General features: G+C 35.4%; 22 protein-coding genes, 3 tRNA genes and 1 other RNA gene. 12 read left to right on the top strand and 14 right to left on the bottom strand.

Annotated elements, in window-relative coordinates; translation table 11 throughout:
- Positions 1 to 206: 206 nt before the first annotated feature.
- A complete protein-coding gene (locus AAGU07_RS10200; protein ID WP_342458981.1) occupies positions 207 to 1,055 on the top strand; it encodes a peptidoglycan-binding domain-containing protein in 849 nt (282 codons plus the stop codon).
- 213 nt (positions 1,056 to 1,268) lie between these two features.
- Here the strand turns inward: AAGU07_RS10200 and AAGU07_RS10195 are convergent, their stop codons facing one another.
- Positions 1,269 to 1,745, bottom strand: coding sequence for an ArsR family transcriptional regulator (locus tag AAGU07_RS10195; protein ID WP_069584301.1), 477 nt, complete (start codon positions 1,743 to 1,745; stop codon positions 1,269 to 1,271).
- Positions 1,746 to 2,088: 343 nt separating this feature from the next.
- Here AAGU07_RS10195 and grpE point away from each other — a divergent pair, with 343 nt between their 5' ends.
- The 3 genes from grpE (at position 2,089) to dnaJ (ending at position 5,970) form a co-directional block, all read left to right on the top strand.
- Positions 2,089 to 2,604, top strand: a complete 516-nt coding sequence (grpE, locus tag AAGU07_RS10190; protein WP_048081734.1) for a nucleotide exchange factor GrpE — start codon at positions 2,089 to 2,091, stop codon at positions 2,602 to 2,604.
- Between the two features lie 66 nt (positions 2,605 to 2,670).
- Positions 2,671 to 4,548, top strand: coding sequence for a molecular chaperone DnaK (dnaK, locus tag AAGU07_RS10185; RefSeq protein ID WP_342458980.1), 1,878 nt, complete (start codon positions 2,671 to 2,673; stop codon positions 4,546 to 4,548).
- A gap of 279 nt (positions 4,549 to 4,827) precedes the next feature.
- Positions 4,828 to 5,970, top strand: coding sequence for a molecular chaperone DnaJ (dnaJ, locus tag AAGU07_RS10180; protein WP_342458979.1), 1,143 nt, complete (start codon positions 4,828 to 4,830; stop codon positions 5,968 to 5,970).
- A gap of 41 nt (positions 5,971 to 6,011) precedes the next feature.
- On the opposite strand, the gene AAGU07_RS10175 is transcribed toward dnaJ, so the two are convergent.
- Positions 6,012 to 6,974, bottom strand: coding sequence for a TIGR03557 family F420-dependent LLM class oxidoreductase (locus AAGU07_RS10175; protein ID WP_342458978.1), 963 nt, complete (start codon positions 6,972 to 6,974; stop codon positions 6,012 to 6,014).
- Positions 6,975 to 7,152: 178 nt separating this feature from the next.
- On the opposite strand from AAGU07_RS10175, the gene AAGU07_RS10170 reads away from it, so the two are divergent.
- On the top strand, positions 7,153 to 7,422 hold the full coding sequence (locus AAGU07_RS10170; protein WP_342458977.1) for a DUF2769 domain-containing protein: 270 nt from the start codon (positions 7,153 to 7,155) through the stop codon (positions 7,420 to 7,422).
- 387 nt (positions 7,423 to 7,809) lie between these two features.
- On the top strand, positions 7,810 to 8,178 hold the full coding sequence (locus AAGU07_RS10165; protein WP_342458976.1) for a carboxymuconolactone decarboxylase family protein: 369 nt from the start codon (positions 7,810 to 7,812) through the stop codon (positions 8,176 to 8,178).
- Here the strand turns inward: AAGU07_RS10165 and AAGU07_RS10160 are convergent.
- The 6 genes from AAGU07_RS10160 to AAGU07_RS10135 form a co-directional block, all read right to left on the bottom strand.
- Entirely contained in the window at positions 8,175 to 8,861 is a 687-nt protein-coding gene (locus AAGU07_RS10160; protein ID WP_342458975.1) for a GAP family protein, read from the bottom strand. The genes AAGU07_RS10165 and AAGU07_RS10160 overlap by 4 nt on opposite strands.
- Positions 8,862 to 9,274: 413 nt before the next feature.
- Positions 9,275 to 9,573, bottom strand: an RNA gene (gene rnpB / locus AAGU07_RS10155) — RNase P RNA component.
- A 182-nt stretch (positions 9,574 to 9,755) separates the two neighbouring features.
- Positions 9,756 to 9,830, bottom strand: a tRNA-Met gene (locus tag AAGU07_RS10150).
- A 269-nt stretch (positions 9,831 to 10,099) separates the two neighbouring features.
- Positions 10,100 to 10,435 carry a DUF1622 domain-containing protein gene (locus tag AAGU07_RS10145; protein WP_342458974.1) on the bottom strand — a complete coding sequence of 112 codons (336 nt, stop codon included), beginning with the start codon at positions 10,433 to 10,435 and terminating at the stop codon, positions 10,100 to 10,102.
- A gap of 31 nt (positions 10,436 to 10,466) precedes the next feature.
- Positions 10,467 to 10,982 (bottom strand): hypothetical protein, encoded by a 516-nt coding sequence (locus AAGU07_RS10140; protein WP_342458973.1) that lies wholly within the window; start codon positions 10,980 to 10,982, stop codon positions 10,467 to 10,469.
- Positions 10,983 to 10,985: 3 nt separating this feature from the next.
- The gene (locus tag AAGU07_RS10135) at positions 10,986 to 11,423 is read right to left on the bottom strand and encodes a hypothetical protein (protein ID WP_342458972.1); all 438 of its coding nucleotides are present in this window, start codon (positions 11,421 to 11,423) and stop codon (positions 10,986 to 10,988) included.
- Between the two features lie 1,027 nt (positions 11,424 to 12,450).
- On the opposite strand from AAGU07_RS10135, the gene map reads away from it, so the two are divergent.
- Complete coding sequence (map, locus tag AAGU07_RS10130; protein WP_342458971.1) at positions 12,451 to 13,356, top strand: type II methionyl aminopeptidase; 906 nt, start codon at positions 12,451 to 12,453, stop codon at positions 13,354 to 13,356.
- Here the strand turns inward: map and AAGU07_RS10125 are convergent.
- From AAGU07_RS10125 to frhA, 6 genes are all read right to left on the bottom strand, one after another.
- On the bottom strand, positions 13,346 to 14,161 hold the full coding sequence (locus AAGU07_RS10125; protein ID WP_342458970.1) for a hypothetical protein: 816 nt from the start codon (positions 14,159 to 14,161) through the stop codon (positions 13,346 to 13,348). The two genes, map and AAGU07_RS10125, sit on opposite strands and share 11 nt — an antisense overlap.
- Before the next feature lie 30 nt (positions 14,162 to 14,191).
- Positions 14,192 to 14,563, bottom strand: coding sequence for a tetratricopeptide repeat protein (locus AAGU07_RS10120; protein ID WP_342458969.1), 372 nt, complete (start codon positions 14,561 to 14,563; stop codon positions 14,192 to 14,194).
- Between the two features lie 91 nt (positions 14,564 to 14,654).
- Positions 14,655 to 15,539: a coenzyme F420 hydrogenase subunit beta gene (frhB, locus tag AAGU07_RS10115; RefSeq protein ID WP_342458968.1), complete on the bottom strand. Its 885-nt coding sequence runs from the start codon at positions 15,537 to 15,539 to the stop codon at positions 14,655 to 14,657.
- A 12-nt stretch (positions 15,540 to 15,551) separates the two neighbouring features.
- Positions 15,552 to 16,370: a coenzyme F420 hydrogenase subunit gamma gene (gene frhG / locus AAGU07_RS10110; protein WP_342458967.1), complete on the bottom strand. Its 819-nt coding sequence runs from the start codon at positions 16,368 to 16,370 to the stop codon at positions 15,552 to 15,554.
- A gap of 3 nt (positions 16,371 to 16,373) precedes the next feature.
- A complete protein-coding gene (frhD, locus tag AAGU07_RS10105) occupies positions 16,374 to 16,844 on the bottom strand; it encodes a coenzyme F420-reducing hydrogenase, FrhD protein (RefSeq protein WP_342458966.1) in 471 nt (156 codons plus the stop codon).
- Between the two features lie 10 nt (positions 16,845 to 16,854).
- Positions 16,855 to 18,078 (bottom strand): coenzyme F420 hydrogenase subunit alpha, encoded by a 1,224-nt coding sequence (frhA, locus tag AAGU07_RS10100; protein WP_342458965.1) that lies wholly within the window; start codon positions 18,076 to 18,078, stop codon positions 16,855 to 16,857.
- A gap of 337 nt (positions 18,079 to 18,415) precedes the next feature.
- Between frhA and AAGU07_RS10095 the strand changes: the two genes are divergently transcribed.
- The 5 genes from AAGU07_RS10095 (at position 18,416) to AAGU07_RS10075 (ending at position 21,558) form a co-directional block, all read left to right on the top strand.
- Positions 18,416 to 18,868, top strand: a complete 453-nt coding sequence (locus AAGU07_RS10095; RefSeq protein WP_342458964.1) for a PepSY domain-containing protein — start codon at positions 18,416 to 18,418, stop codon at positions 18,866 to 18,868.
- Entirely contained in the window at positions 18,869 to 19,594 is a 726-nt protein-coding gene (locus AAGU07_RS10090; RefSeq protein WP_342458963.1) for a proteasome assembly chaperone family protein, read from the top strand.
- A 116-nt stretch (positions 19,595 to 19,710) separates the two neighbouring features.
- Positions 19,711 to 19,784 (top strand) — tRNA-Arg (locus tag AAGU07_RS10085).
- A 252-nt stretch (positions 19,785 to 20,036) separates the two neighbouring features.
- Positions 20,037 to 20,111 (top strand) — tRNA-Arg (locus AAGU07_RS10080).
- A 526-nt stretch (positions 20,112 to 20,637) separates the two neighbouring features.
- A complete protein-coding gene (locus AAGU07_RS10075; protein ID WP_342458962.1) occupies positions 20,638 to 21,558 on the top strand; it encodes a M28 family peptidase in 921 nt (306 codons plus the stop codon).
- Positions 21,559 to 21,595 lie beyond the last annotated feature (37 nt).

Below are 21,595 nucleotides of genomic sequence, written 5' to 3'. Positions count from 1 at the left end.
GGTTAAAAACTTTCATAATACATTACTTGAATTATGTATTAAAACTAAAAACTCATAATATTGCACTGAAATTGTATTATGAAATAAGTGATACCATAGTAGGTGGGCTACTGGGTCAAGAAATTTTCCTATGACATTGTCATAGAATCGGAGGCGGTACAATTAAGCGGAAACTCACATATGCAACAATGGTTGCAGTATGTGTGATGTTCAGTACGTTGCCATTTGCAGCAGCTACTGAAATCCAAAATACAACTTTTAATGTAACACAAAGCTCATCCGTAAATGCGGTTACGGAAAAAGGCTTAAAAATAGGAGCAAACGGAACATACGTTGTTGAATTACAGAAATGGCTCAAAGAACAGGGATATTACACTGGAGACGTTGATGGATCATTTGGTCCATACACAGAACTAGCTGTTAAATACTTCCAGAACGACTCAAGTATAGTCGTAGATGGATGGGTCGCAACTCAAACAACATGTGCAATGGAAGACCTAAACGGTGTAAACATATTTGAAGAAGTATTCAGTACTTCTACAAGTTCCAGTAACGTCAAATCAACAGATGAAACAAACGTAACCAAAAGCTCAACAACTACCACTAAATCTAATGTTAACAAAACAAGCTCAACAACTACAAGTGTAACTAAAAAAGAGACAGCAAGCACAGCTACAAGTACAAGTAAAAAACAGAGCACAAGCACAACTAAAAAAACTAGTACAGCATCAACATCATCTGCATCCTTATCAGCGATCCTTGCAAGCGGTGCTAAATACGGCTACAGTCATTCAGCTAGTACAGCTTCAGGAATGGTAGCAATAGGAAGCGGAGACTGCTGGGCAATGAGTGACTACCTATACGGAAAACTCTCTGCAGCAGGTATCCATTCAAGAATAGTTCAGTACAGTACAGCATACTCAGCACGTCACAGATCAGTTCAACTGTATCAAAACGGCGCATGGGTAGATGTTCCATACTCAAGCTACGGCTACAGTACCATGTTCAAGGCTACTTCAAGTAAGCCTGGAATGACTGTTTTAGCTTCTTGCTAAATTAATGAGTTACTCAATTAGATGATCAAAAGCTTTTATAGCTTTTGATTATCTTTAAATTCCTATTTTTTAAAATAAAACATTATATTTTAATATAAAATTTAAAATAACTTGGTATTTTAATAAATAAAAAAATTAATTTTATTAAATACTGTTTAAACTAATTTTAAATCTAAATTTTAACTTAGATTTTATAATAATACAAAATTAAAGTTAATATGGACGTTCAATATTCCCTTCTAATAATTTGATTATATTTCTTCTTCTCTTTGCTTCCATTAACAGTATTTCAGCATATTTTTTTGCTTTGTCATATCTGTCTATTAGTTCTTCCAGATCTTCAATTACATCTTCGTGCCCCAAACTGAATCGGGCCTCTATCTCCTGTAATTTTGAAAAATCATCCCCTTTAACGTCCATTTTGACAGTATCCCTATCTATACATATTTGAATTTCGACTTTTTGAGATATATCATAATATTTTCTAGGGCGGCCTCGTTCTATCTTTTGAAAAGAAGATTTTAAAAGTCCTAACTCTTCCATTGCCTTTAAATGTTCAATAATGGCTTTTTGCCCTATTTCAAGTTCCTTTGATATTTCACTTACAAAACGGGGCTCCCCTGTTAATAAAATCAGTATATCCCTTCTTGTCTTACATCCCATGACGTCAAGTATTGCTTCAAGATCCATTTTTCATCCCTGATTAAAAGTTATTTAAGTTTAAATATCCCATTTAAAATTTATATATGAAGTTCCATTAATTAGATATTAGTATTCATACATTCATGACCTGAATGTTATGCAAGTGTTATCTGCATTCAAATTTATACACTTTAAAAATTTTAAACAACGTTCCAATTTATAATATAATTATCTTGCAGTAATTTATTAACATGAATGTATAAAGAAATTTAATACAAACACTCTGCTTTTTTATACAATTAATTATATTGGTAGAAAGATTTATATAACCTTTTGTAACTATAACCTATTAAAGATTACTATTATTTTTATCACTACAAAAGGTGAATTAATGACTGATAAAGATGAGTTAAAAACGCTAAAAAATGATCTGAAAGAGAAAGAATCAGAAATTGAAGATCTAAACAAGCAGATTGAAGAAAAGGATCAGAAAATCGATGATTATTTCTCACAACTGCAGCGTCTTCAGGCTGATTTTGAAAACTACAAGAGACGATCAGAAAAAGATATTGACAGCTTCAGAAAGTATGCCAATGAAGGCCTGATTATCAAATTGATAGACACTTATGAAGACCTAGAAAGAGCCCTAAAATCAAGTGAAAAAGGTGAAAACCTCAAAGAAGGTGTCGAATTAATATATAAAAACCTTAAAAATGTACTTGAAAAAGAAGGACTTGAAGAAATTCCAACTACCGGTGAAAAATTCGACCCATTTAAACATGAAGCATTAATGACAGAAAACCATGAAGACTACGAAAGTGGGGTCGTAACCGAAGAACTTGCAAAGGGATACTCCCTCAAATCAAAAGTAATCAAATGTGCAATGGTTAAAGTTTGCAAAAAATAACCAATTTATGTTAAATTAAAAAATATTTACAAAAATTATGAAATGTTAGTAAAATAAGGTGATATAATGGCTAATAATAAGAAAGAAAAAATCATAGGTATAGACCTTGGAACAAGTAATTCCGCAGCAGCAGTTTTAGTCGGTGGAAAACCAACCATCATACCAAGTGCAGAAGGGGCAACCCAGTACGGAAAAGCTTTCCCAAGTTACGTTGCATTTACTCCCGACGGACAGAGGTTAGTTGGAGAACCTGCAAGAAGACAGGCTGTAACAAACCCTGAAAACACCATAAGTGCCATAAAAAGAAGCATGGGTACAGATTATAAAGTGAATGTCCTCGGGAAACAGTACACCCCTCAAGAAATTTCTGCTTTCATATTACAAAAGATTAAAAAAGATGCAGAAGCTTTCCTTGGTGAAGAAGTGCAGAAAGCTGTTATTACAGTCCCAGCATACTTTAACGACAACCAGAGAACCGCTACTAAAGACGCAGGTACAATTGCAGGTCTTGAAGTTGTAAGGCTCGTAAACGAACCTACAGCAGCAAGTTTAGCATACGGTATCGATAAAGAACAGGAAGAAGAACTTGAAATTATGGTTTTCGACTTCGGTGGTGGAACACTCGACGTAACCGTTATGGAATTCGGGGGAGGAGTATTTGAAGTTAGATCCACAAGCGGAGACACCAAACTCGGTGGAACCGATATGGACAACACCATCATGAACTACCTCGCAGAAGAGTTCAAAAAAGAAACTGGGATAGACATCATGAGTGATGACCAGGCTGTCCAGAGATTAAGAGAAGCAGCTGAAAAGGCAAAAATCGAGCTTTCAACAACCTTAACATCTGACATAAACCTCCCATTCATAACTGCAACTGCAGAAGGTCCAAAACACCTGACAACTACATTAACAAGGGCTAAACTCGAAGAATTAGTTGACCCAATAATTAAAAGATGTGGTGGACCAATGGAACAGGCATTATCCGATGCTAAAATGTCCAAATCTGACGTAGACAAAATTATATTAGTGGGCGGACCAACAAGGATGCCAGCTGTACAAAGTTTTGTTGAAAAATTCATAGGCAAACCAATTGAGCGAGGAATAGACCCAATGGAATGTGTAGCTATGGGTGCTGCAATTCAGGGTGGAGTTTTAGCAGGAGAAATCAAAGACCTCGTATTACTTGACGTTACACCATTATCTCTCGGAATAGAAACTCTTGGTAATGTATCTACCAAATTAATAGAAAGAAACACTACTATTCCGACCAAAAAGAGCCAGATATTCTCAACTGCAGCAGACAACCAGACATCTGTAGATATCCACGTCCTGCAGGGTGAAAGGCCAATGGCATACGATAACACAACCCTTGGAAGGTTCCAGTTAGTAGGAATACCACCAGCACCAAGAGGAATGCCTCAAATCGAAGTAACATTTGACATAGACGCAAACGGTATCATGAATGTTTCAGCTAAAGATATGGGAACTGGTAAAGAGCAGGCAATTACAATAACTGCTTCAACTAAATTATCGCAGGACGAAATTGACCAGAAAATTAAAGACGCTGAAATGCACGCTGAAGAAGACAAAAAAAGGCAGGAAGAAATTCAGGTCAGAAATGACGCTGATTCAATGATCTACACTTCAGAGAAAACCCTTGAAGAACTAGGCGACAAAGTAGATAAAAACCAGAAAGAAAAAATAGAAGCTTTAGTTAAAGAACTCAGGGATTTAACTGGAGGAGACGATATCGCTGCAATTAAAAGTAAAACTGAAGAGCTAACTAAAGTGGTCCAGGAAGTAGGTGCTAAAATCTACCAGGAAGCACAACAGGCTCAACAAGCCCAGCAGCAGGCACAACAGGATGCACAGGGTGCTCAAGGAAACCAGCAGGGTGGAGATGACGACACCATTGATGCAGACTATGAAGTTAAAAAATAAACTTCATCTTTAAAATAGGGAGGAGTTTCATTCCTCCCTTTTTATAAATATAAATAGGAAAAATTTTATAGATAGATAAGATAAAAAGTTGGAGGAAAATCCTTCTTCTATTTTTAAAGCCTCAAAAAAACAAAGTTTTTTTGTGGTTCGGAAATTCATAGAATTTCCTCAACTTGGAAAAATAGGTTTTCAAGACTTAATTCCTCAAAAATTGAGGATTTTTAATAAATAAAGTTAATTTTTATCATGAATTGATTAAAAGGTGAAGGTAAGATTGATATGGCAGAAAAGCGTGATTATTACGATATCCTCGGAGTAGAGAAAGGATCAGATAAAAAAGATATTAAAAAGGCATATCGTAAATTAGCAATGAAATATCACCCAGATGTAAGTGATGACCCAGAATGTGCAGAAAAATTCAAAGAAATAAGTGAAGCTTATGCTGTTCTTTCAGATGAAGATAAAAGACACACTTATGACCAGTTTGGACATGCTGGAATGGACGGATACTCCACAGAGGATGCATTCAGAGATATAAACTTTGAAGATATTTTTAAAGGTTTTGGATTCGATTTCGGAGACATATTTGATATTTTCGGTTTTGGAGGAGGTCGAAGACGAAGCCAGGCACAGCGAGGAAATGACGTCATTTATGAACTTGACATTACGCTTGAAGATGCTGCATTTGGACTTGAAAAAGACATAGAAGTACCACATAAAAAAGTATGTGCAACCTGTGGAGGTACAAGGGCAGAACCTGGAACTGAAACAAGGCAATGTGCAACCTGTGGAGGTACCGGACAGGTACAGCATATAAACAGGACCCCTTTTGGTCAATTTGTTAATGTAGCACCCTGTAGGGACTGTAGAGGTGAAGGAGTAATTGTTGACACTCCCTGCCACGAATGCCGGGGGAAAGGAATTGTAAGAGAAACCAATACAATTCATATAAAAGTCCCAGCAGGTGTTGAAGATGGATCACGCCTCAGAGTTCCTGGAGAAGGGGATGTAGGAATAAAAGGCGGTCCTTCAGGAGATCTTTACGTTATGATTTCTGTTAAGCCACACCAACTATTTGAAAGACACGGCTCAGACCTGATTTATGAACAGCCTATAAGTTTTGTACAGGCCTCCCTTGGTGATGAAGTAGACATTCCAACTATAGGAGAAGAGATAGTAAGCTTAAAAATCCCTGCAGGTACACAGTCAGGCACTTCGTTCCGTATTAAAGGTAAAGGAATGCCCCATTTACGCTGGAACGGTAAAGGAAATCTTTACGTTAAAGCAAAAGTTATTGTGCCTAAAAAATTAAGCAATAAACAGAAAGAGATTTTAAGGGAATTTGCAGATATAAGCGGTAAAGAAATTTACACTGAAGACAAGGGATTCTTTGACAAGATGAAAGACGCTATTAAACATTGAAACAGCATTTTTAACCCTTAAATCTCCAAAACATTCTTTTTTCATTTAAATTCAGGTAAAACTTCATTCTTATAAAATTCAATACATTCATGCTGGTTATTTCCTATTTGCTGGATGCAGATACGGTCAAAGCCAGCGTCAATATTTTGTTTTATTATGTCAATATGCACCTGCGGGTCCGAGCTGCAGGGAATACTTTCAGATATATCCTCTTTTTTAACATTCTTTGCTAGTTCTTCAAAATGTGTCTGTGTAGGAATATCCCAGCTTAAATTTCCTTTAACCGCCATTAAAGGCCAGTATTTATGGACTAAATCAACCGCTTTTTCATCGGTTTCGGCCCAGCTAAGTGAAAACTCCGAATAAGATGGCCTGCCTTCTCCTCCTTTTTCATTAAAAATGTCTAAAATTTCTTTTTTCCCACCGCTTACGATTAATCCATCACCATTAGCCGCGGCAGTAGCTGCAGCTATTGGCCCGTCTGCAGCCATATATATCAGTGGAAGCTCTTCAGGCAATGTATAAATTTGCGCATTTTCAACGTGATAGTAACACCCATCATAGTCCTGCATTCCTCCCTGCCATAATGTTCTGATTACGTCCACCGCTTCTGCAAGCATTTCAATCCTTATTGGTGCTGGCGGCCAGTGATCTCCATAGATATGTTCGTTTAGATTTTCACCAGAACCTACCCCTAAAATAAACCTTCCAGGCATTAATGTAGCTATTGTAGCTACGGCTTGAGCTACTAAAGCAGGATGCTGTCTAATTGTAGGGCACGTAACTCCAGTCATTAGCCCTAAATTTTCAGTTACCTGTGATATCCCTCCAAGGGTACTCCAAACAAAAGGACTGTTACCTTGCTGACTTAACCAGGGGTGATAATGGTCAGATATGCTTGCAAAATCAAACCCTGCTTCTTCAGCATGTTTAGCATAATTTATAAGTTCTTGAGGTCCAAATACTTCACTTCCAAGTTTAAAACCAATTTCTACCAATGACATTCCCCCACATTTTTTAGACTTTTATAATATTTATTAACTATTTAGTATAAATTATTACTAATGCTGTTTTACTAACATACCAACTTTAGATAGTCCAAAGAATATTTCAAAAAATGTCAATTTAAACAGCATCAAATGGAAAGGAGATTGCTTAATTAAATACAACAAGGTAATTAAAATGGATAATGATAGAGTTGTACATGATACAGAAGAAAACGCTGCAAGATGCCACTGCCCAGATTGTCCTGCATATAATGAATGCATGAAAAATAAAGGGGAATTCTTCTTCTGTTCCAGGGGCAGTACAGAATGCGAAATCGACAAGAGAGGATGTCTATGTTTGCACTGTCCCAATGAAATAAAATATAAACTAAACCGGTTTTACTACTGTGAAAAAGGTGCTGCCACAGGTAAACATGTTGCAACTGAAACTTTAATCAAAAATTGATATTTATAAAAAAATTTGAAAAATATTTTTAATATCAGTACTTATTTTAAAACAATTAAATAGAATGAATGTTTGAATAAATTAAACATATCCTCCCATGTATGCTTTTTATTAGATATACTTTATATCTAATTAAAGCAAGTTAAATATCGAGTAGTTTGATACAAAGCCATACCCCCCTGCGGAGGAAATATTAGTCAAAGTTATGCATTTTTATAAGTATAACCTTTTATAAGCGTGCCGATTCCACTAATATCCCTATTAAAATAATATTTCTATTTTTTTTTAGAATTTATTTTTTCAACCATTCCAATTCAAAAATTAACATTTCATAATACAGAAATAATAGAATAGCTATAAGATCAGCTAAATTAGGGAGATGGTTCAATGAACATAGAAAAAGAAATAGATGTAGACAAAATATTTGAAAAAATTGAAAGTTACTTCGGTTTCGTTCCAAAGATCTTTCAGGTAATGGCAGAAAAGCCAGCTACATTAAAGACTTACTATGAAAAACTAGAAACAATAAATAATGATGATACATTACCTTCCTTAACCAAAGAATTTGTGGCCATAGGTGCTGCCTCTGCAATAGGAGCTGAAAATTGTTTGCTAACTCATCTTAAAGTTGCAGAGAAATTTGGGGCCAAACAAGAACAGTTACTTCTAGCTATTTTAATGGGGTCTCTAATAGCAGAGACAGATGCACTTTCAAAGTCTTTAAGGGTTTATGAAAATTTTAAAGAACAAGTTTAAAATAAAACTCTTACCCCTTTTACCATTAAATAAATTCCAAATACAAACATAACTGCCGCCATCAGATAACGGCTGTTTTTCTGCATCCAAACATTAAGAACGTTTAAAAGTTTTTCAGAACGTTCTGGCATTGTAAAGTATACTAAAAGCGGAATTTCAACCACAAGCAGTGTAATTAACGTAAGAACAATCACCACAGTCACCTTGTCAGTGATACCTGCACTGGAAATTCCAATATCTTTACCCGCTGCAAATACAAGTACAGTAGTTGTAAAATTAACAGCAAACATTCCTAACCCTAAAATCATATACTTTATAAAATCAGAGATACTTGATTTTGATTTACCACCGAATCTACCTTTATCCGGCGTGTCACTGCCCTTTTTATTGATTCTCCAGATTCCAAGTAAAATTAGAAATATTCCAATGGCAAGGTCAAGATAAGCTGACGTCACAGATGGGGGCTTACTTGATGCAACTGCTACTCCTTTTCCCAGAAGTATCCCTGCAGCAGCCACAATGAGCAGGATAATCATAGATCCAAAATAAAATGCAATTCCGCTTAATTTAGGGCGGTCTGATATTGATAAAATTAAAATTATTCCTATAAGCACAGTAGGGCTCACCGCTGCACCAAATGCTAATGGAAGTATATCCAAGAGTAAAGTTGATAATTCAGACATATTTAACTCCTTTTTAAGATTTTTATAGAGCCAATAACAGTTTAATGTGAATATTATGTTAATTGAGACATATATTTGTTATTATTCCAGTTAAAAAAGAGTATCATTTATTAGAATTCGTTTTGATCTTTGATCTATAACACTGAACAAGAGATCCAATGGTTCTAAAATCTTAGTAAAGATTTCAAATTAAATTTTTTTGAATTTGAATAGAAATTAAAATAGGATTTGATTTTGATTTTCGATCTCCGAACGATCAGCGAGGGTTTTCTATTAGTTTTTAAATCTCAACAGAATTTAATAAAAGGATTTAAAATAGAATTTATTGGAATTTAAATAGAAATTAAAATAGAATTCGTTTTGATTTTCGATCTACCGGAACTCAAAAATTTTCTATTTTTGAGTGGTTGAGGGTATGCCGAGAGTAACCCACCTCCTGTTTTAGCAGCATTCATCTATGCGAGCTACCTCTGCCTCATACAGGATTCATCGACAGTATTTGCCCTTACATCCCACGAAATGGCCGTTTCACCGTTCCTTTTGATATCATCAGCTTAGGCATCATCTTCATCTATCAAAAGACGTCTCGTTTCTGCTCCAGAGTCATGCTTCTCAGCATGTGCCTCGCGACACCATGGTTCTGTATGATGGATGGAGTTTCCTCAGTTTAACTTGCAGGTTGCAAGAAACCGGTAGCTGCTCTTCGGCTTACCCAAAACCTACTCAAAGAATTTTTGAATGTTGATCTAAATTAAGCAGGCTTCGCCCTCTTTAATAATTATGTATAAACAACGACTTATAAAACTTTAGAAAAAAATATACTAAGTTTTGAAATAACAGTGAAATTGAACTTGAATATAAATTTTAAGTTTTTAAAGTTAAATTAAAAATGAGTAGCGGGGCCTAGATTTGAACTAGGGCTCTCGGGGTTATGAGCCCCGCGGGATCACCAGACTACCCCACCCCGCTGTACTATCATGGTTTGTACCTAAGAGTATATAAAGGTTTCTCTTAGTCTATTAATAAAAATTAAATTTTAATTTCAACTAATACTTTAAATATATTTAGTAAATTAAGCTATTTAAAGTTAATTGCGCTAAACTACAATATTTTTAATATTAATTAAATACAGCACTGTCATTTATGCAAATGAATCAATAAAATCAAAATTTTCAGGTAGTATAATATATAATTTAGCCAATTTATTGCACAATTTACAACATTATAACCCATAATAGTTATTTTTTATTCTTATCTTCCAATTCTCTAATTTCTCTACCTAAAGAAAAGCCTACAATTGTCCTGATTGCTACAATTATTGCCAGTATAATCACCTGGTTTAAATTTGGTTCTAAAATTGATTTTATAAGGTCCCCTGCAATAAAAAACTCCAGGCCAATTAGAATTTTAGGGGTAAAATCCAGTCTCACATCATTATAACTGGTTTTTCTTTTGAGTATTTCAATGGAGAGCACTCCAATTGCTGATCTTATACCCCCATAAAAAATAACTACAGCTCCAAAATAAGAAAGAATACTTGCAATGTCTACTATTATTGTCCCATAATCAATCATGGTAATCAATTAAAAAGGAAAATAAATTTAATTATTCAGTTTCTTCAGGCTCTTTACCTTCCAATTTACTAAGCCTCTCTTCGATGTGTTCAAATTTTTTGTTGGCGTGTCCCCGGTATTCATTGAATCTCCTTTCAAGGTCATCTATTTCCCTGGAAACTTTATCATATTTCTTCTCAAGAGTACCTACATCAGATTTAGTGGCAAGTTCCCAATCTTTTATTAGTCTATCGCTTTGTTCATCTAAAAATTCATCAATTCTTCCGGATAAACTATCTGTACTTATAGGAACGTTGACTTTTCCTTTTAACATTTCACTCATTTCAGAAACTTTTTCACTTACTCCTGACATTTTCCTTTCTCCTTCAGGGGTTTGAGTAGTATCATTGTTTGGATGTATCCCTTCAGACACTTTACTACCCACTTGAGAAATACTGGATCGTACACCTACCAAAGAAGCTCCCTTTGTTTCTTGAAGGTAATAATACAAAAGTACGATTATCGCACCAGCTAAAACAAGGATTGCAAATAGTTCTAGCGGTCCCATTGATTATTTCCTCCCTTTAGTACTATCTTCCATTTTTTTATCAAGTTCTGCCTCTTTCTGTTCGAGGTCTTTCATTAATTTCTGGAGTTTTCCATATTCTGCTTTAGCTTCAAGGCGTGCCACTCTTTCACTTATTTCACTGTGAAGATACCCTACCTTGTGCATTATATCTGAAGTACCCTGTCTTATATTAGCAAGCTGTTCCTGCTGATCCTTAGGTAATGGAATCACATTTTCCATCATGCGTTTTGTTTCAATGTCTTTTTCCACTAAAGAGATTTTTTTAAGCTCAACCTGTTTTTCAACAAGTGCTACATTATTTTGAGCTTCCCTCACCTTTCTCCATTCACTAAATATGATTATAACAACAATTGCCACAATTACCACAATAATTATCCATACGATATTTTGTGATATTGCAGTTGTATCGAATGCAGCCATATGATTTCACCTTTTAATATTTTTGTCCAAGTTTATATATAATCTTAGTCATTTAGGTGGCCTTTAATTAACTCTACATTTATATGTAGTAATTCCATATAAATAATTTGAAATTTTAACCCTTAAAATAAATAAAATTAAAGTCAGATAGTTATAAACATCTTAAATTGAATAAGTTAAATGAAAAGTAGTATAATTAATTTAAATAGAGTTATACCAAACTTACTTCTTATTTACATAAATTAAATCTTCTAGATCAGGATCATCGGCATTTAATCTATTTTCTAACCAATCATCTTCGATTTCATTAAAACTTTCTTCTTTTACATAGTTAAATTCTCTTCTTAAGCTTGAAAGCCTTTCATCAGTTTTTTTGGATGATTTTCTTCTTCTGTAAATAACAGAAATACCCGAAATTAAAATTAAAACTACTACAATCGCTATAAAAATTTGAAATATGTCTCCACCAAATAAAAAAGCTGGGAAAGAACCAGTAATATAGCCAACCTCATTTTTATTATTATTTGGAATTTTTTTAACCCCCTAATCTATCCTTAAAAGATTAGTGCATTTCTTAATTGATTTTTATACATTTACTTTATTAAACTATTCTACAATACTAAATTAAGCTTAAAAAGTCATACATAATTAAAAATAAATTATCTTATGATTTTAATAGAGCAGAAACATGCAATAAATCGAATTTATTAAATTTTCAAGTTACATCTCCTAATTTTATATGATTAAACCAAATCATTAAAAACTTATTAATGAAAAAATAGAAAACAACGATTATAATTAAATTATAGTGAATGACTCTATAGTTTTGATTAACTATTTAATAAAATAATTTATTTATGTTAAGGGCCTGCAAAAATCGTAGATTTTCAATACCTAAAATTAAGCGTTTAAAAAGTTACGTCATTCACTATAAAAGCTTTATTATTTAAACTGAATCTAAGTAGTTATATCATTAATTTTATCTAAACTAATTAAAGCATCAATGAAATTGAATTTACGTGATTATATGATTGATATGTACAAAAAATCTGGAAAAATAGCATCGAAAGTCAGGAAAGATGCAGTAAACTATGTAAAAGAAGACATGAAAGTTTTAGACCTTGTAGAATTCGTTGAAAATGAAATTGTAGAACTCGGAGGAGGTATTGCATTTCCATGCAATGTTTCTGTAAATGAGATAACTGCCCATTACACATCTCCTGCTGGCGACGAACATACAATTAAATCTGGAGACGTAGTTAAAATTGATTTAGGTGCACACATAGATGGATACATCGCAGACACTGCAGTAAGCGTGCTTGTCGGTGAAGATATGCCTGAAGAAATGCGTGAAAAACATGAAAATATGATACTCGCATCCCAAGAAGGGCTTGAAAATGGAATAAGCGCCATAAGAGCCGGTGTAGAAATCGGGAAAGTCGGAGAAATCATAGAAAAAGCCATAAACGATAGAGGATTTAACGTTGTATCTAATTTAACAGGCCATAGTATGGACCAATGGATACTTCATGCAGGGCTCTCAATGCCAAACATCAAGGAGAATAATCCTCATAAATTAGAAGAAGGAGATGTTCTAGCCATAGAACCATTTGCAACCGACGGTATTGGAAGAGTTACAGATATGAACGAAACATACATATTCAAATTCTTAAGAGACAGACCCATGAGGCTGCTTCACGCAAGAAGAGCTTTAAAAATTATAAAAGAAGAATATAGAAGTTTACCATTTTCAGGAAGATGGCTTACAAGCCACTTCAGCGAGCATCATTTAAATGCAGCAATGAGAATGCTGATTTCATCAAGAGCAGTCTATCCATATCATGTACTTAGAGAAAAAAGCAATGCAGTTGTTGCACAGTCCGAACACACTGTTATTGTTGAAAGTGATGGTTGCACCGTAATTACGGAATAACCTCCCTATTTTTCAGTCTTCTTTCTATTCTTCTTCCACTAACCGATGTGTCTTTATCAGTTAAGTCACTGAAAGAGTTGAAATGATCAAGTAAAGATATATCTAAAAAATCAAAGCTTTTAAGATTACCATAATCATCTAAATAGTCAAAAGGTACCGTATAAAGATAATAACTGTAATATTCACAGGTATTTGGTTCAGGATTTATGTAAGACAATATTCTATTGAATTTTTTAATATCTTTTATATCAACATCTGTTAAAAGTATATGCGACCCCAAAACAGATAGATAAGCTTTTGCCCGCCCTAAATCTTCTTTCATCCATTTTTTAAGATTTTCTGCATCATTAAGTAATTTATTTATTTTATACTTCACTTTAAGTCCATTATCAGTTAAGGAATACATATTATAAGGAGCAAGAGACATTAACATCTTCTTTTGCATTTTAAAGTAGCCTTTATCAATGAGAGGATCTCTTACATATCTATTTTTATATTCTATAGGTGAACCAATTTTTTTATGTAATGTATTTACAAATTCATCGAGCTTCAACTCATGATGTTCTAAAATCAGCTCTATTAATATCTCTTCATGTGGTTTAAAAGGCCACTGGCAGGATTCACCTTCACTAATAATTATACTACTATAGGAACCTTTTAAAAAATTGAATTTCTCGATTATATCTAATTTAAGGCTCTTTTTTAAGAGTAGATCCATCAATGTGAATTTTATCATCTTATCTCCACTGGCTTTAGGAGATACAATAATCAGAGATTCAGCAGGAGTTAAATTTAAGGATTCCATTATCGGAACTCCATTAAAACTAATATCATTTTATCGGATTGATTGTGTGACGGCTGTTACTTTTTTACTACCATCTTTATCCTGTAGTTCATCATATACACTTTGTGCGCTGTTCAGGTATTCTACTGCGCTGTCCATTTCCCCTTTTTCTTTGTATATTATACCTATATTATAAAGTGCATCCGCCATTTCTTCCATGTTATTTGTTTCAATGGTATATTCATAAGCCTTATCAAAATATATTAACGCTTTATCTAAATTACCACGGCGCATGCTTTTTATTCCATTCAACATAAGCTGAGATAATTTTTTTCGTTTTTCGGTTGTACGTAACCTGTAGTACAGGATTAACATACCACCATAAGCAAGGCACATTGCCCCTAAAAGTGTAATTATGTCCATTTTAATCACATAACATAGTTATAATCGTTGGAATATAATTTAAAAAAATAAAATAAAAAGTTAGTAGGAACTAGTTCCTACATTTTCAAACTTAGTAGTTTGCAAGTGGGTCTTCTTTTTCTGTGCTTGCTTTGAATGGGACAGGTAATCCCATTGCGATCCTTTCATCAATTGTTTTTTGATTCTTGGTTTTTTTGTCTTTTGCAAGCTTTTCTAAGAGACCGAGACCTGGTTTTACATCAGCCATAGGTTTGGTTTCGATTAAACCTGCGTCAACGGCAAGTTTAAATACGTTTTCACCAGCGTCAGTACGGGTAAGTACTGTTGACCAGCCGTCTGGAGAACCTACTGAACCTGTTGAAAGGTCAGCTAATTCTGCAACGTAGTCAAGACAAACTTTACATCCGCTCTGTTCGTATCCGTGTGTTTCTTTGAGTGGGATGCTTAATTCTTCGTCTGCTGTGTATATCCAGAATTTACCTTTACCTATGTCCATTTTTTCGACTAGCTCTGGGCTAACTCCCATTTTCTCTGAGATGAATGTCTGGAGAGATGCAAATGGGAAGTTTTCCATACAGTATATACCTAAAAGTAATGCAATTTTGTCTGCGACAAATCTTACACCAAATGGATATGACTGCATTTTCCTTATACCCATGGTCTGACATGGAATTGCTACAGTACCAACTTTTTCAAGACCATATTGTCTTACAGCTTTTTTAAGCATCCAGACGTTTGGAGAGAATGTGTATTTGGTACCTGCTGCTGCTAACAATTCATCAGATGTTAATGCAACTTGTGGTTCTGGTTTCCACATATCTTTTCCAGGCCCGGCTACAACTGCACCATCTATAATTTTTTCATCAAGAGCAAAGGATAAAAGAGCTGATACAATTCCTCCATCCTGTGCAATTTTCTGGATTTGTTTATCAGTTGATCTTGCAGAGAGTGCTTCTTTATATGTTCCTAATACCATTTTTTTAGCCTCCTATAATCCAGTATCCTTTTTAATTCTTTCCATTGGCCACCAGCTTCTTGGGCACTGGATGTAACAGACACCGCACTTGACACATCTGTCACTATTAACTTCTGGTCTTCCATTGGTCATACTTACTGCACGAGTTGGACATGACATTGCACATGTTCCACATGCTATACATAAAGCTTGGTTTACCACTTTAAGTTGTAAGTCGCATCCACATGCTTCAGTGTAGCCAACAAGATCCATCATTGGTTGTAAGTAATCCATATCACCGTTAATTACAGCAACAACTGTTTTAGCGATGATTTCTGGTGATGGTGGGCATCCTGGGATTGCTAAATCAACTTTTACAACATCAGCTACTGGCACGAATGATTCGTGAGCTGGCTGTGCTTGCTGTCCACCCCTTGAATATCTGGTGAAACATCCTGTTGCAGCACATGAACCAAAAGCTACTACTAATCCTGCTTTTTCACGAACTTCTTTTAGTTCGTGTAAGCTGTGTTCATCTTGAAGACATACAGATCCTTCTATTAATGCTATGTCCATTTCTGGTATGTCCCATCGGTCTACCAGTGTTTGTCCGTATACTATATCTACCATTTCAGTAAGTAACGGTGCTAAAATGTCGTAGTTTTCACTCAACGACATTACATCTCCGGTACATCCGCTTAAGTGGATGTATCCAATTCTTGGTTTAGGTTTCTCTTCAGCCACTTTTTCAACCTCCTCTTCTGAAGCTACTTTTTTTTCTTCCGTTGGCGCTTTTTCTTCGTCCTTTGGCTTAGCTTCCATTCCTAAAAATCTCTTAATTCGGGCTAACATATGCTAAACCCCTATTTCCTTTAAAATGATTTCCATGGCCTTGGGAATAGCTTCCTCCACACTTTTAGTTAAGCCCATTATAACATCTGGAGCAGAGATAGACTCTGGCTGGCATCCAATTACAAAAACTTCGCATTTTTTACTCAACTCATGTAAAGGCTCTTCTACCGACCATGAATGGGCATCGTCGTATCGTCCTCTCGGAAGTTCTGTTACCTCAAATCTCCGCACTGATCCAGGTTCAGCATTAGATTCTACCACATCTACTACTATAAGTTTCTTCCATGATTTGTGTGGAAGAGAAAATATGTAGTGTGGTGCGCTGGTTCCTGCATCTACTAACATTGTGTTCTCTGGAAGCTCATGATCCTTGAAATATTCCTGTAAGGCCTCTATTACTGCAGGTCCAAATCCGTCATCTTGAAAAAGGACATTTCCACAGCCAACAACTAAAATCTCCGCATCGTATGGCATTTTTATTCCCTTATAATCTGACCATTTCGTTTCTAATGACGCTCTTATCTTCGTCGTCTAATACTATCATGTGAGTAGCACAAGAAAGACAAGGGTCGTATCCTCTTATTACATGTGGCCCAAATTCATGGTGGAATCCTTCGGTTGCAGGCCCCATGGTTGGAATGTTCCATGTTGTTGGGACTAAAGCGCTGTAGAATTCAGTTTTACCGTTTTCGCCTACTTGAGCCATGTGAACGTCCATTCCTCTTGGGCCTTCTATTGCACCAATTCCGAGTTTACCTGTACCTCTAACATCGAAGTTACCAACGTTTGCAGGGGCAGATGTGTCTAATTCGTCCAGTATGGCTATTGCTTTTGAGAGAGCCCTTTTCATTTCCATTGCTCGAGCTATATGTTGAGCTACGGTACCTTTTCCGGAGAATCCGCCGTATTCAACAGCTCTTGCTCTTGGACCTACTTCTATGTTTACACCGTCATAGAGAGGGACAGTTGAACAAGCTCTTTTACCTATTTCTGGGTCCTTATACCATCTTTCAGGCATTATTTCGGTAAATCTGTCAAGATCAAATTTGTCTCTGTTACCGTAAAGGACATCGGTAGCAAGTGTTGGCTGGTCGTGAACACCTAATCCTTTTGGTAAGTCTTTATCCGCTACTAAACCTACAATAAGATCTACGTGTTCATCCAGTACTGGCTGGAGTGCTTTTAATCTTGTGTATAACCTTTTCCTTGCAATTTCAGAAATGTTACTTGCCATTCCACCAATTCGAATATCTGATGGGTGTATACCTTCCCCAGCAACCATATCAACTACATATTGTGAAACTTTCCTTACTTCAGAAACTGAGTTTATGGCTGCTGCCATTAAATTTTCTGGAACAAAATCAGGTGCTATTAAGAAATGGTGTATAGCGTGACTGTTTATGTGATGAGCCGCTAAAGTTAATTCTCTTAACTGTTTACCTGCTTTTGGTGGTTCTATACCTAATGAATCATCCATAGCTTCTACTGATGCTAAAGTGTGAGGTATAGGGCAGACACCACAGATCCTCTGCACGATTACTGGTGCGGTTTCTGGAGCTTTGCCTGTTACTATCTTTTCTAGTCCTCTGACTGGAGTAATACTGAAGTATCGCCCCTTAGTTACTATTCCTTCATCATCGACTTCCATTACCAGTTCGGCATGTCCTTCCTGTCGTGATGTTGGCGATATAACAATCTTTTCGCTCAAATGTATCACCTCTTGTTTTTAAAATATACGAATATCACTATTTCAATTTATTATCTATAATAATAAGCTTTTCTTTGAAAAAAAAAATGAAAAATATATATAACATAAAGGACTAATTAACAATCTCCGATTAATAAGCTTAACATTATAAAAATATAAAAACAACGAAAACATCTTTAATTTTTTAAAAACACTTCATTAACGCACTTATAAGCTTTTTTCTAACTATAATCGGGAACACTAAAACTATAATAAGTCAAAGATTTATATTAGTAAACATTATTTAAGTAATAACTCCAATTTAGAGATCAGTGCAATTCTATGAAGAGGTGAACTAATGGTTAACACAAAGATTCTTTTATCCGTTGTTATTGTATTACTTATAGGTGTCGCAGCGGCTACTTATCAGGTTACTACAACTACTACAGGCTTATGGCAGCCTACTACTTCACAGGACAACCAGCAATCTTCAGATCAGGGCACAACTACCCCGTCTGATGGAAGTCAAACCCAAACTCAAACCCAGAGTGGTACAACTTCTACAGGAACCCAAACTTCAAGTTCAAATGGAGGTAGTAGTGTGAAAATATCAGCAAGCGAAGCTAAATCAATTGTTCAAAATAATTATATAGAACAGGATGGAGCAACCGCAGGTACTCCTAAGCTTACAACAATGGACGGTGAAAAAGTCTACATTGTTCCAATCATGTACAACGGTAAACAAGCCGGAGAAATCTGGATAAACGCTAAAACAGGTAAAAACGTTGGAGGTGCAGGAGGTGCACCGTAGATGGTTGATATGGTTGAGACCGAATATGAATGTTGTAAAATAATTTCTAAAAATGTTGAAGATGCAATAGTCTTAGAAGGATCACCTGAATTAGGCCTTATAGGAAATATACTAGGATGGCTTTTAGTTGAAGAGCTTAAAATGGAGGAAATAGGATATATTGACTCCAAATATTTCCCTCCTCTTGCAGTACTGTATAAAGGTAAAGCAATCCATCCATTTAGGATATACTCTACAGAAGGAATTGTTTTATTCCTTTCAGATTTCATCATCCCTCAAAATGTCGCTTTCGACATGACAAACGGCATAGTTGACTGGATGGAACGAAATAATAGTAAGGAAATAATTACATTTAACAGCATAGTTGTAAGGGAAAAAAGCCAGGGAGCTGCAGGTGCTGCAAACTCAGATGAAGCCCTGGAACGCCTTGGAAAATTAGACCTGCCTATTTTACCATTCGGAAATATAAGCGGTTTATCAGGTACTTTACTTACGAGGAGCATGATGAAAGGCATACCCGGATCCTGTTTATTTGCAGAAATAACAAGCCCATATCCAGACCCAAGGGCTGCTGCCGATGTTACAAACATTTTAAACAAAATGTTAGGCACGAACATCAATGCAGAGCCCCTTATAAAAGAAGCAGAAGAAATAGAAAATAGACTTAAAGAGCTAGCTCAAACTGTACAAGGGCAAGGCGAAACAGAATCACCAGCGTACATGTAAAACTAAGCTGGATTGGTGGTTGCGTGTAATTATTATAAAAATAGTTACATGTAACAGTTTATTTTATATAGCAGAACCTACAATCTAGTAATTACCAACTTTGAACAGTATCATAAGGGCCCGTAGCCTAGTTGGATAGGGCGTCGGACTTCTAATCCGAAGGTCCCGGGTTCAAATCCCGGCGGGTCCGCTAATCTTTTTCAAAAAAAGATTAATCTAAAATCCTCGCAAAAAACAAGTTTTTTGCTGCGGAAAACCAAAATCATATTAAATTCAATTTTAAATAAAGCATTAAAAAATCCTTTTTATCAAATTCAATAAGATTTCAAAACCAATTGAAATCGCCTCGCTAATCGCTCGGAAGATCGAAATCCCAAAAGCGAACTAACTCAAAATATAAACTTTATAAATCGGATACAACAAACTAATTCTGAATACACGTGGGCCCGTAGCCTAGCCAGGACAGGGCATCAGACTCCTAATCTGAGGGTCCCGGGTTCAAATCCCGGCGGGTCCGCTAAACTTTTTCCTAGAAAAAGTTTAAACAAAAAATCCTCACGAAAAACTATGTTTTTCGCTCCGGAAAACCAAAATCAATGCGAATTCTATTTTAATTCTGATTTAAATTCCAATAAATTCTATTTTAAATCCTTTTTATTAAATTCAATAAGATTTCAAAACCAATCGAGTTTGCCTCGCTAATCGCTCGGAAGATTAAAATCCCAAAAACAAACTACTCATTTTATTGCCAAAAAAGCCTTAAAAACATTCCAAATAATTAATAACTCCTTTTACACCCATTACCCCATAAAGATTAATCAACCAATAACATTCTAATTATTACTATTCTAATAAAGTTTATTATTAAGTTTAAATAAAGAAACTATATGCAGGAAATTAACTCAAAAGTTGACAGTACCAGATCAATGACTAATCTAAGATATTGTGATTCTAACTCTTTTAAACTTCCTAATTTAGTTTAAATCATAATCAAATGATTATCACTATTTTAAATAATTAATCAAATGCGATAGGGAATTTTTATGAAGAATAAAAGCATATTTTTAATTGCAGGAATAGCATTATGCGCAGTGGTACTTGCAGGTGCATTCATGTTTAATTCATCCAGTACCATTGATCAATTTCAACCAACTGTAACCGATCCACTGGCCAAAGCCAAAGAATTTAATTCACAAAATGCACTGGCTTTCTCTAAAACAATCTGCAGTTTAGGCCCTCGATATGGAGGTAACGAAGCTGAACTAAAAGCTGCAGATAACATGGAAACTGAATTTAAAAACAATGGAATCAATGCATATAAAGAGAAAGTAGATCTAGGCAACGGAAAATATACATACAATGTTATTGGAGAAATTAAAGGGTCAGAAAGTCCTGAAAAATACATCATTGTAGGTTCACATATCGATTCTCCAGGTTTCTGTGAAGGGGCCACAGATGATGCCGCTGCTATGGGAATACAGACCGAAATGGCCAGAACATTATCTACAGGTTACAGGCCAAAACAAACCATTCTCATTGTTGGGTTTGGAGGGGAAGAAATGTGGTTTAAGGGATCCGATGCTTTCGTAAAAACTCATCCCGAGATTGTTAAAAACTGTGAAGCAATGATCGACCTTAACTGTGTTGGTGCCGGCCAACAAGTATCTTTAATTGGACACAGCAACCAGCCGAAGCCTGTTAATGGAGACCCTAAACTCATAAACATTATGAAACAAAACGCTAAACAATTAGGATACTCTGCTGTTACTGGAACTACCACATACCCCAGCGATACTTACCCCTTTTATTATAACAGTGATAAGGTACCTGTTTTACAGGTAATGAGCCAGCCATTTGAAGTTGCCCCGTGGAGCAGTGCCAATACCTTTGACAAGCTCAACTCAAAAGATATGAATAAAATAGGTCAAACCGTGACGATGACTATACTAAATTTAACAGTATAATCGTTAAACAGGTGAAAATAAGAATTCCAATCATCTA

Source organism: Methanobacterium sp. (genome assembly GCF_038562635.1).
Classification (GTDB): domain Archaea; phylum Methanobacteriota; class Methanobacteria; order Methanobacteriales; family Methanobacteriaceae; genus Methanobacterium_D.
Note: the sequence above shows the minus strand (reverse complement) of the source record. Positions and strands in the feature narration are given on the sequence as shown.

What these genes read in the sequence shown, in the direction of transcription:
- AAGU07_RS10200 (WP_342458981.1), top strand. Translation starts at nt 207, where the DNA reads ATGTTCAGTACGTTGCCATTTGCAGCAGCTACTGAAATCCAAAATACA.
- AAGU07_RS10195 (WP_069584301.1), bottom strand. Translation starts at nt 1,745, where the DNA reads ATGGATCTTGAAGCAATACTTGACGTCATGGGATGTAAGACAAGAAGG.
- grpE (WP_048081734.1), top strand. Translation starts at nt 2,089, where the DNA reads ATGACTGATAAAGATGAGTTAAAAACGCTAAAAAATGATCTGAAAGAG.
- dnaK (WP_342458980.1), top strand. Translation starts at nt 2,671, where the DNA reads ATGGCTAATAATAAGAAAGAAAAAATCATAGGTATAGACCTTGGAACA.
- dnaJ (WP_342458979.1), top strand. Translation starts at nt 4,828, where the DNA reads ATGGCAGAAAAGCGTGATTATTACGATATCCTCGGAGTAGAGAAAGGA.
- AAGU07_RS10175 (WP_342458978.1), bottom strand. Translation starts at nt 6,974, where the DNA reads ATGTCATTGGTAGAAATTGGTTTTAAACTTGGAAGTGAAGTATTTGGA.
- AAGU07_RS10170 (WP_342458977.1), top strand. Translation starts at nt 7,153, where the DNA reads ATGGATAATGATAGAGTTGTACATGATACAGAAGAAAACGCTGCAAGA.
- AAGU07_RS10165 (WP_342458976.1), top strand. Translation starts at nt 7,810, where the DNA reads ATGAACATAGAAAAAGAAATAGATGTAGACAAAATATTTGAAAAAATT.
- AAGU07_RS10160 (WP_342458975.1), bottom strand. Translation starts at nt 8,861, where the DNA reads ATGTCTGAATTATCAACTTTACTCTTGGATATACTTCCATTAGCATTT.
- AAGU07_RS10145 (WP_342458974.1), bottom strand. Translation starts at nt 10,435, where the DNA reads ATGATTGATTATGGGACAATAATAGTAGACATTGCAAGTATTCTTTCT.
- AAGU07_RS10140 (WP_342458973.1), bottom strand. Translation starts at nt 10,982, where the DNA reads ATGGGACCGCTAGAACTATTTGCAATCCTTGTTTTAGCTGGTGCGATA.
- AAGU07_RS10135 (WP_342458972.1), bottom strand. Translation starts at nt 11,423, where the DNA reads ATGGCTGCATTCGATACAACTGCAATATCACAAAATATCGTATGGATA.
- map (WP_342458971.1), top strand. Translation starts at nt 12,451, where the DNA reads ATGATTGATATGTACAAAAAATCTGGAAAAATAGCATCGAAAGTCAGG.
- AAGU07_RS10125 (WP_342458970.1), bottom strand. Translation starts at nt 14,161, where the DNA reads ATGGAATCCTTAAATTTAACTCCTGCTGAATCTCTGATTATTGTATCT.
- AAGU07_RS10120 (WP_342458969.1), bottom strand. Translation starts at nt 14,563, where the DNA reads ATGGACATAATTACACTTTTAGGGGCAATGTGCCTTGCTTATGGTGGT.
- frhB (WP_342458968.1), bottom strand. Translation starts at nt 15,539, where the DNA reads ATGGTATTAGGAACATATAAAGAAGCACTCTCTGCAAGATCAACTGAT.
- frhG (WP_342458967.1), bottom strand. Translation starts at nt 16,370, where the DNA reads ATGTTAGCCCGAATTAAGAGATTTTTAGGAATGGAAGCTAAGCCAAAG.
- frhD (WP_342458966.1), bottom strand. Translation starts at nt 16,844, where the DNA reads ATGCCATACGATGCGGAGATTTTAGTTGTTGGCTGTGGAAATGTCCTT.
- AAGU07_RS10095 (WP_342458964.1), top strand. Translation starts at nt 18,416, where the DNA reads ATGGTTAACACAAAGATTCTTTTATCCGTTGTTATTGTATTACTTATA.
- AAGU07_RS10090 (WP_342458963.1), top strand. Translation starts at nt 18,869, where the DNA reads ATGGTTGATATGGTTGAGACCGAATATGAATGTTGTAAAATAATTTCT.
- AAGU07_RS10075 (WP_342458962.1), top strand. Translation starts at nt 20,638, where the DNA reads ATGAAGAATAAAAGCATATTTTTAATTGCAGGAATAGCATTATGCGCA.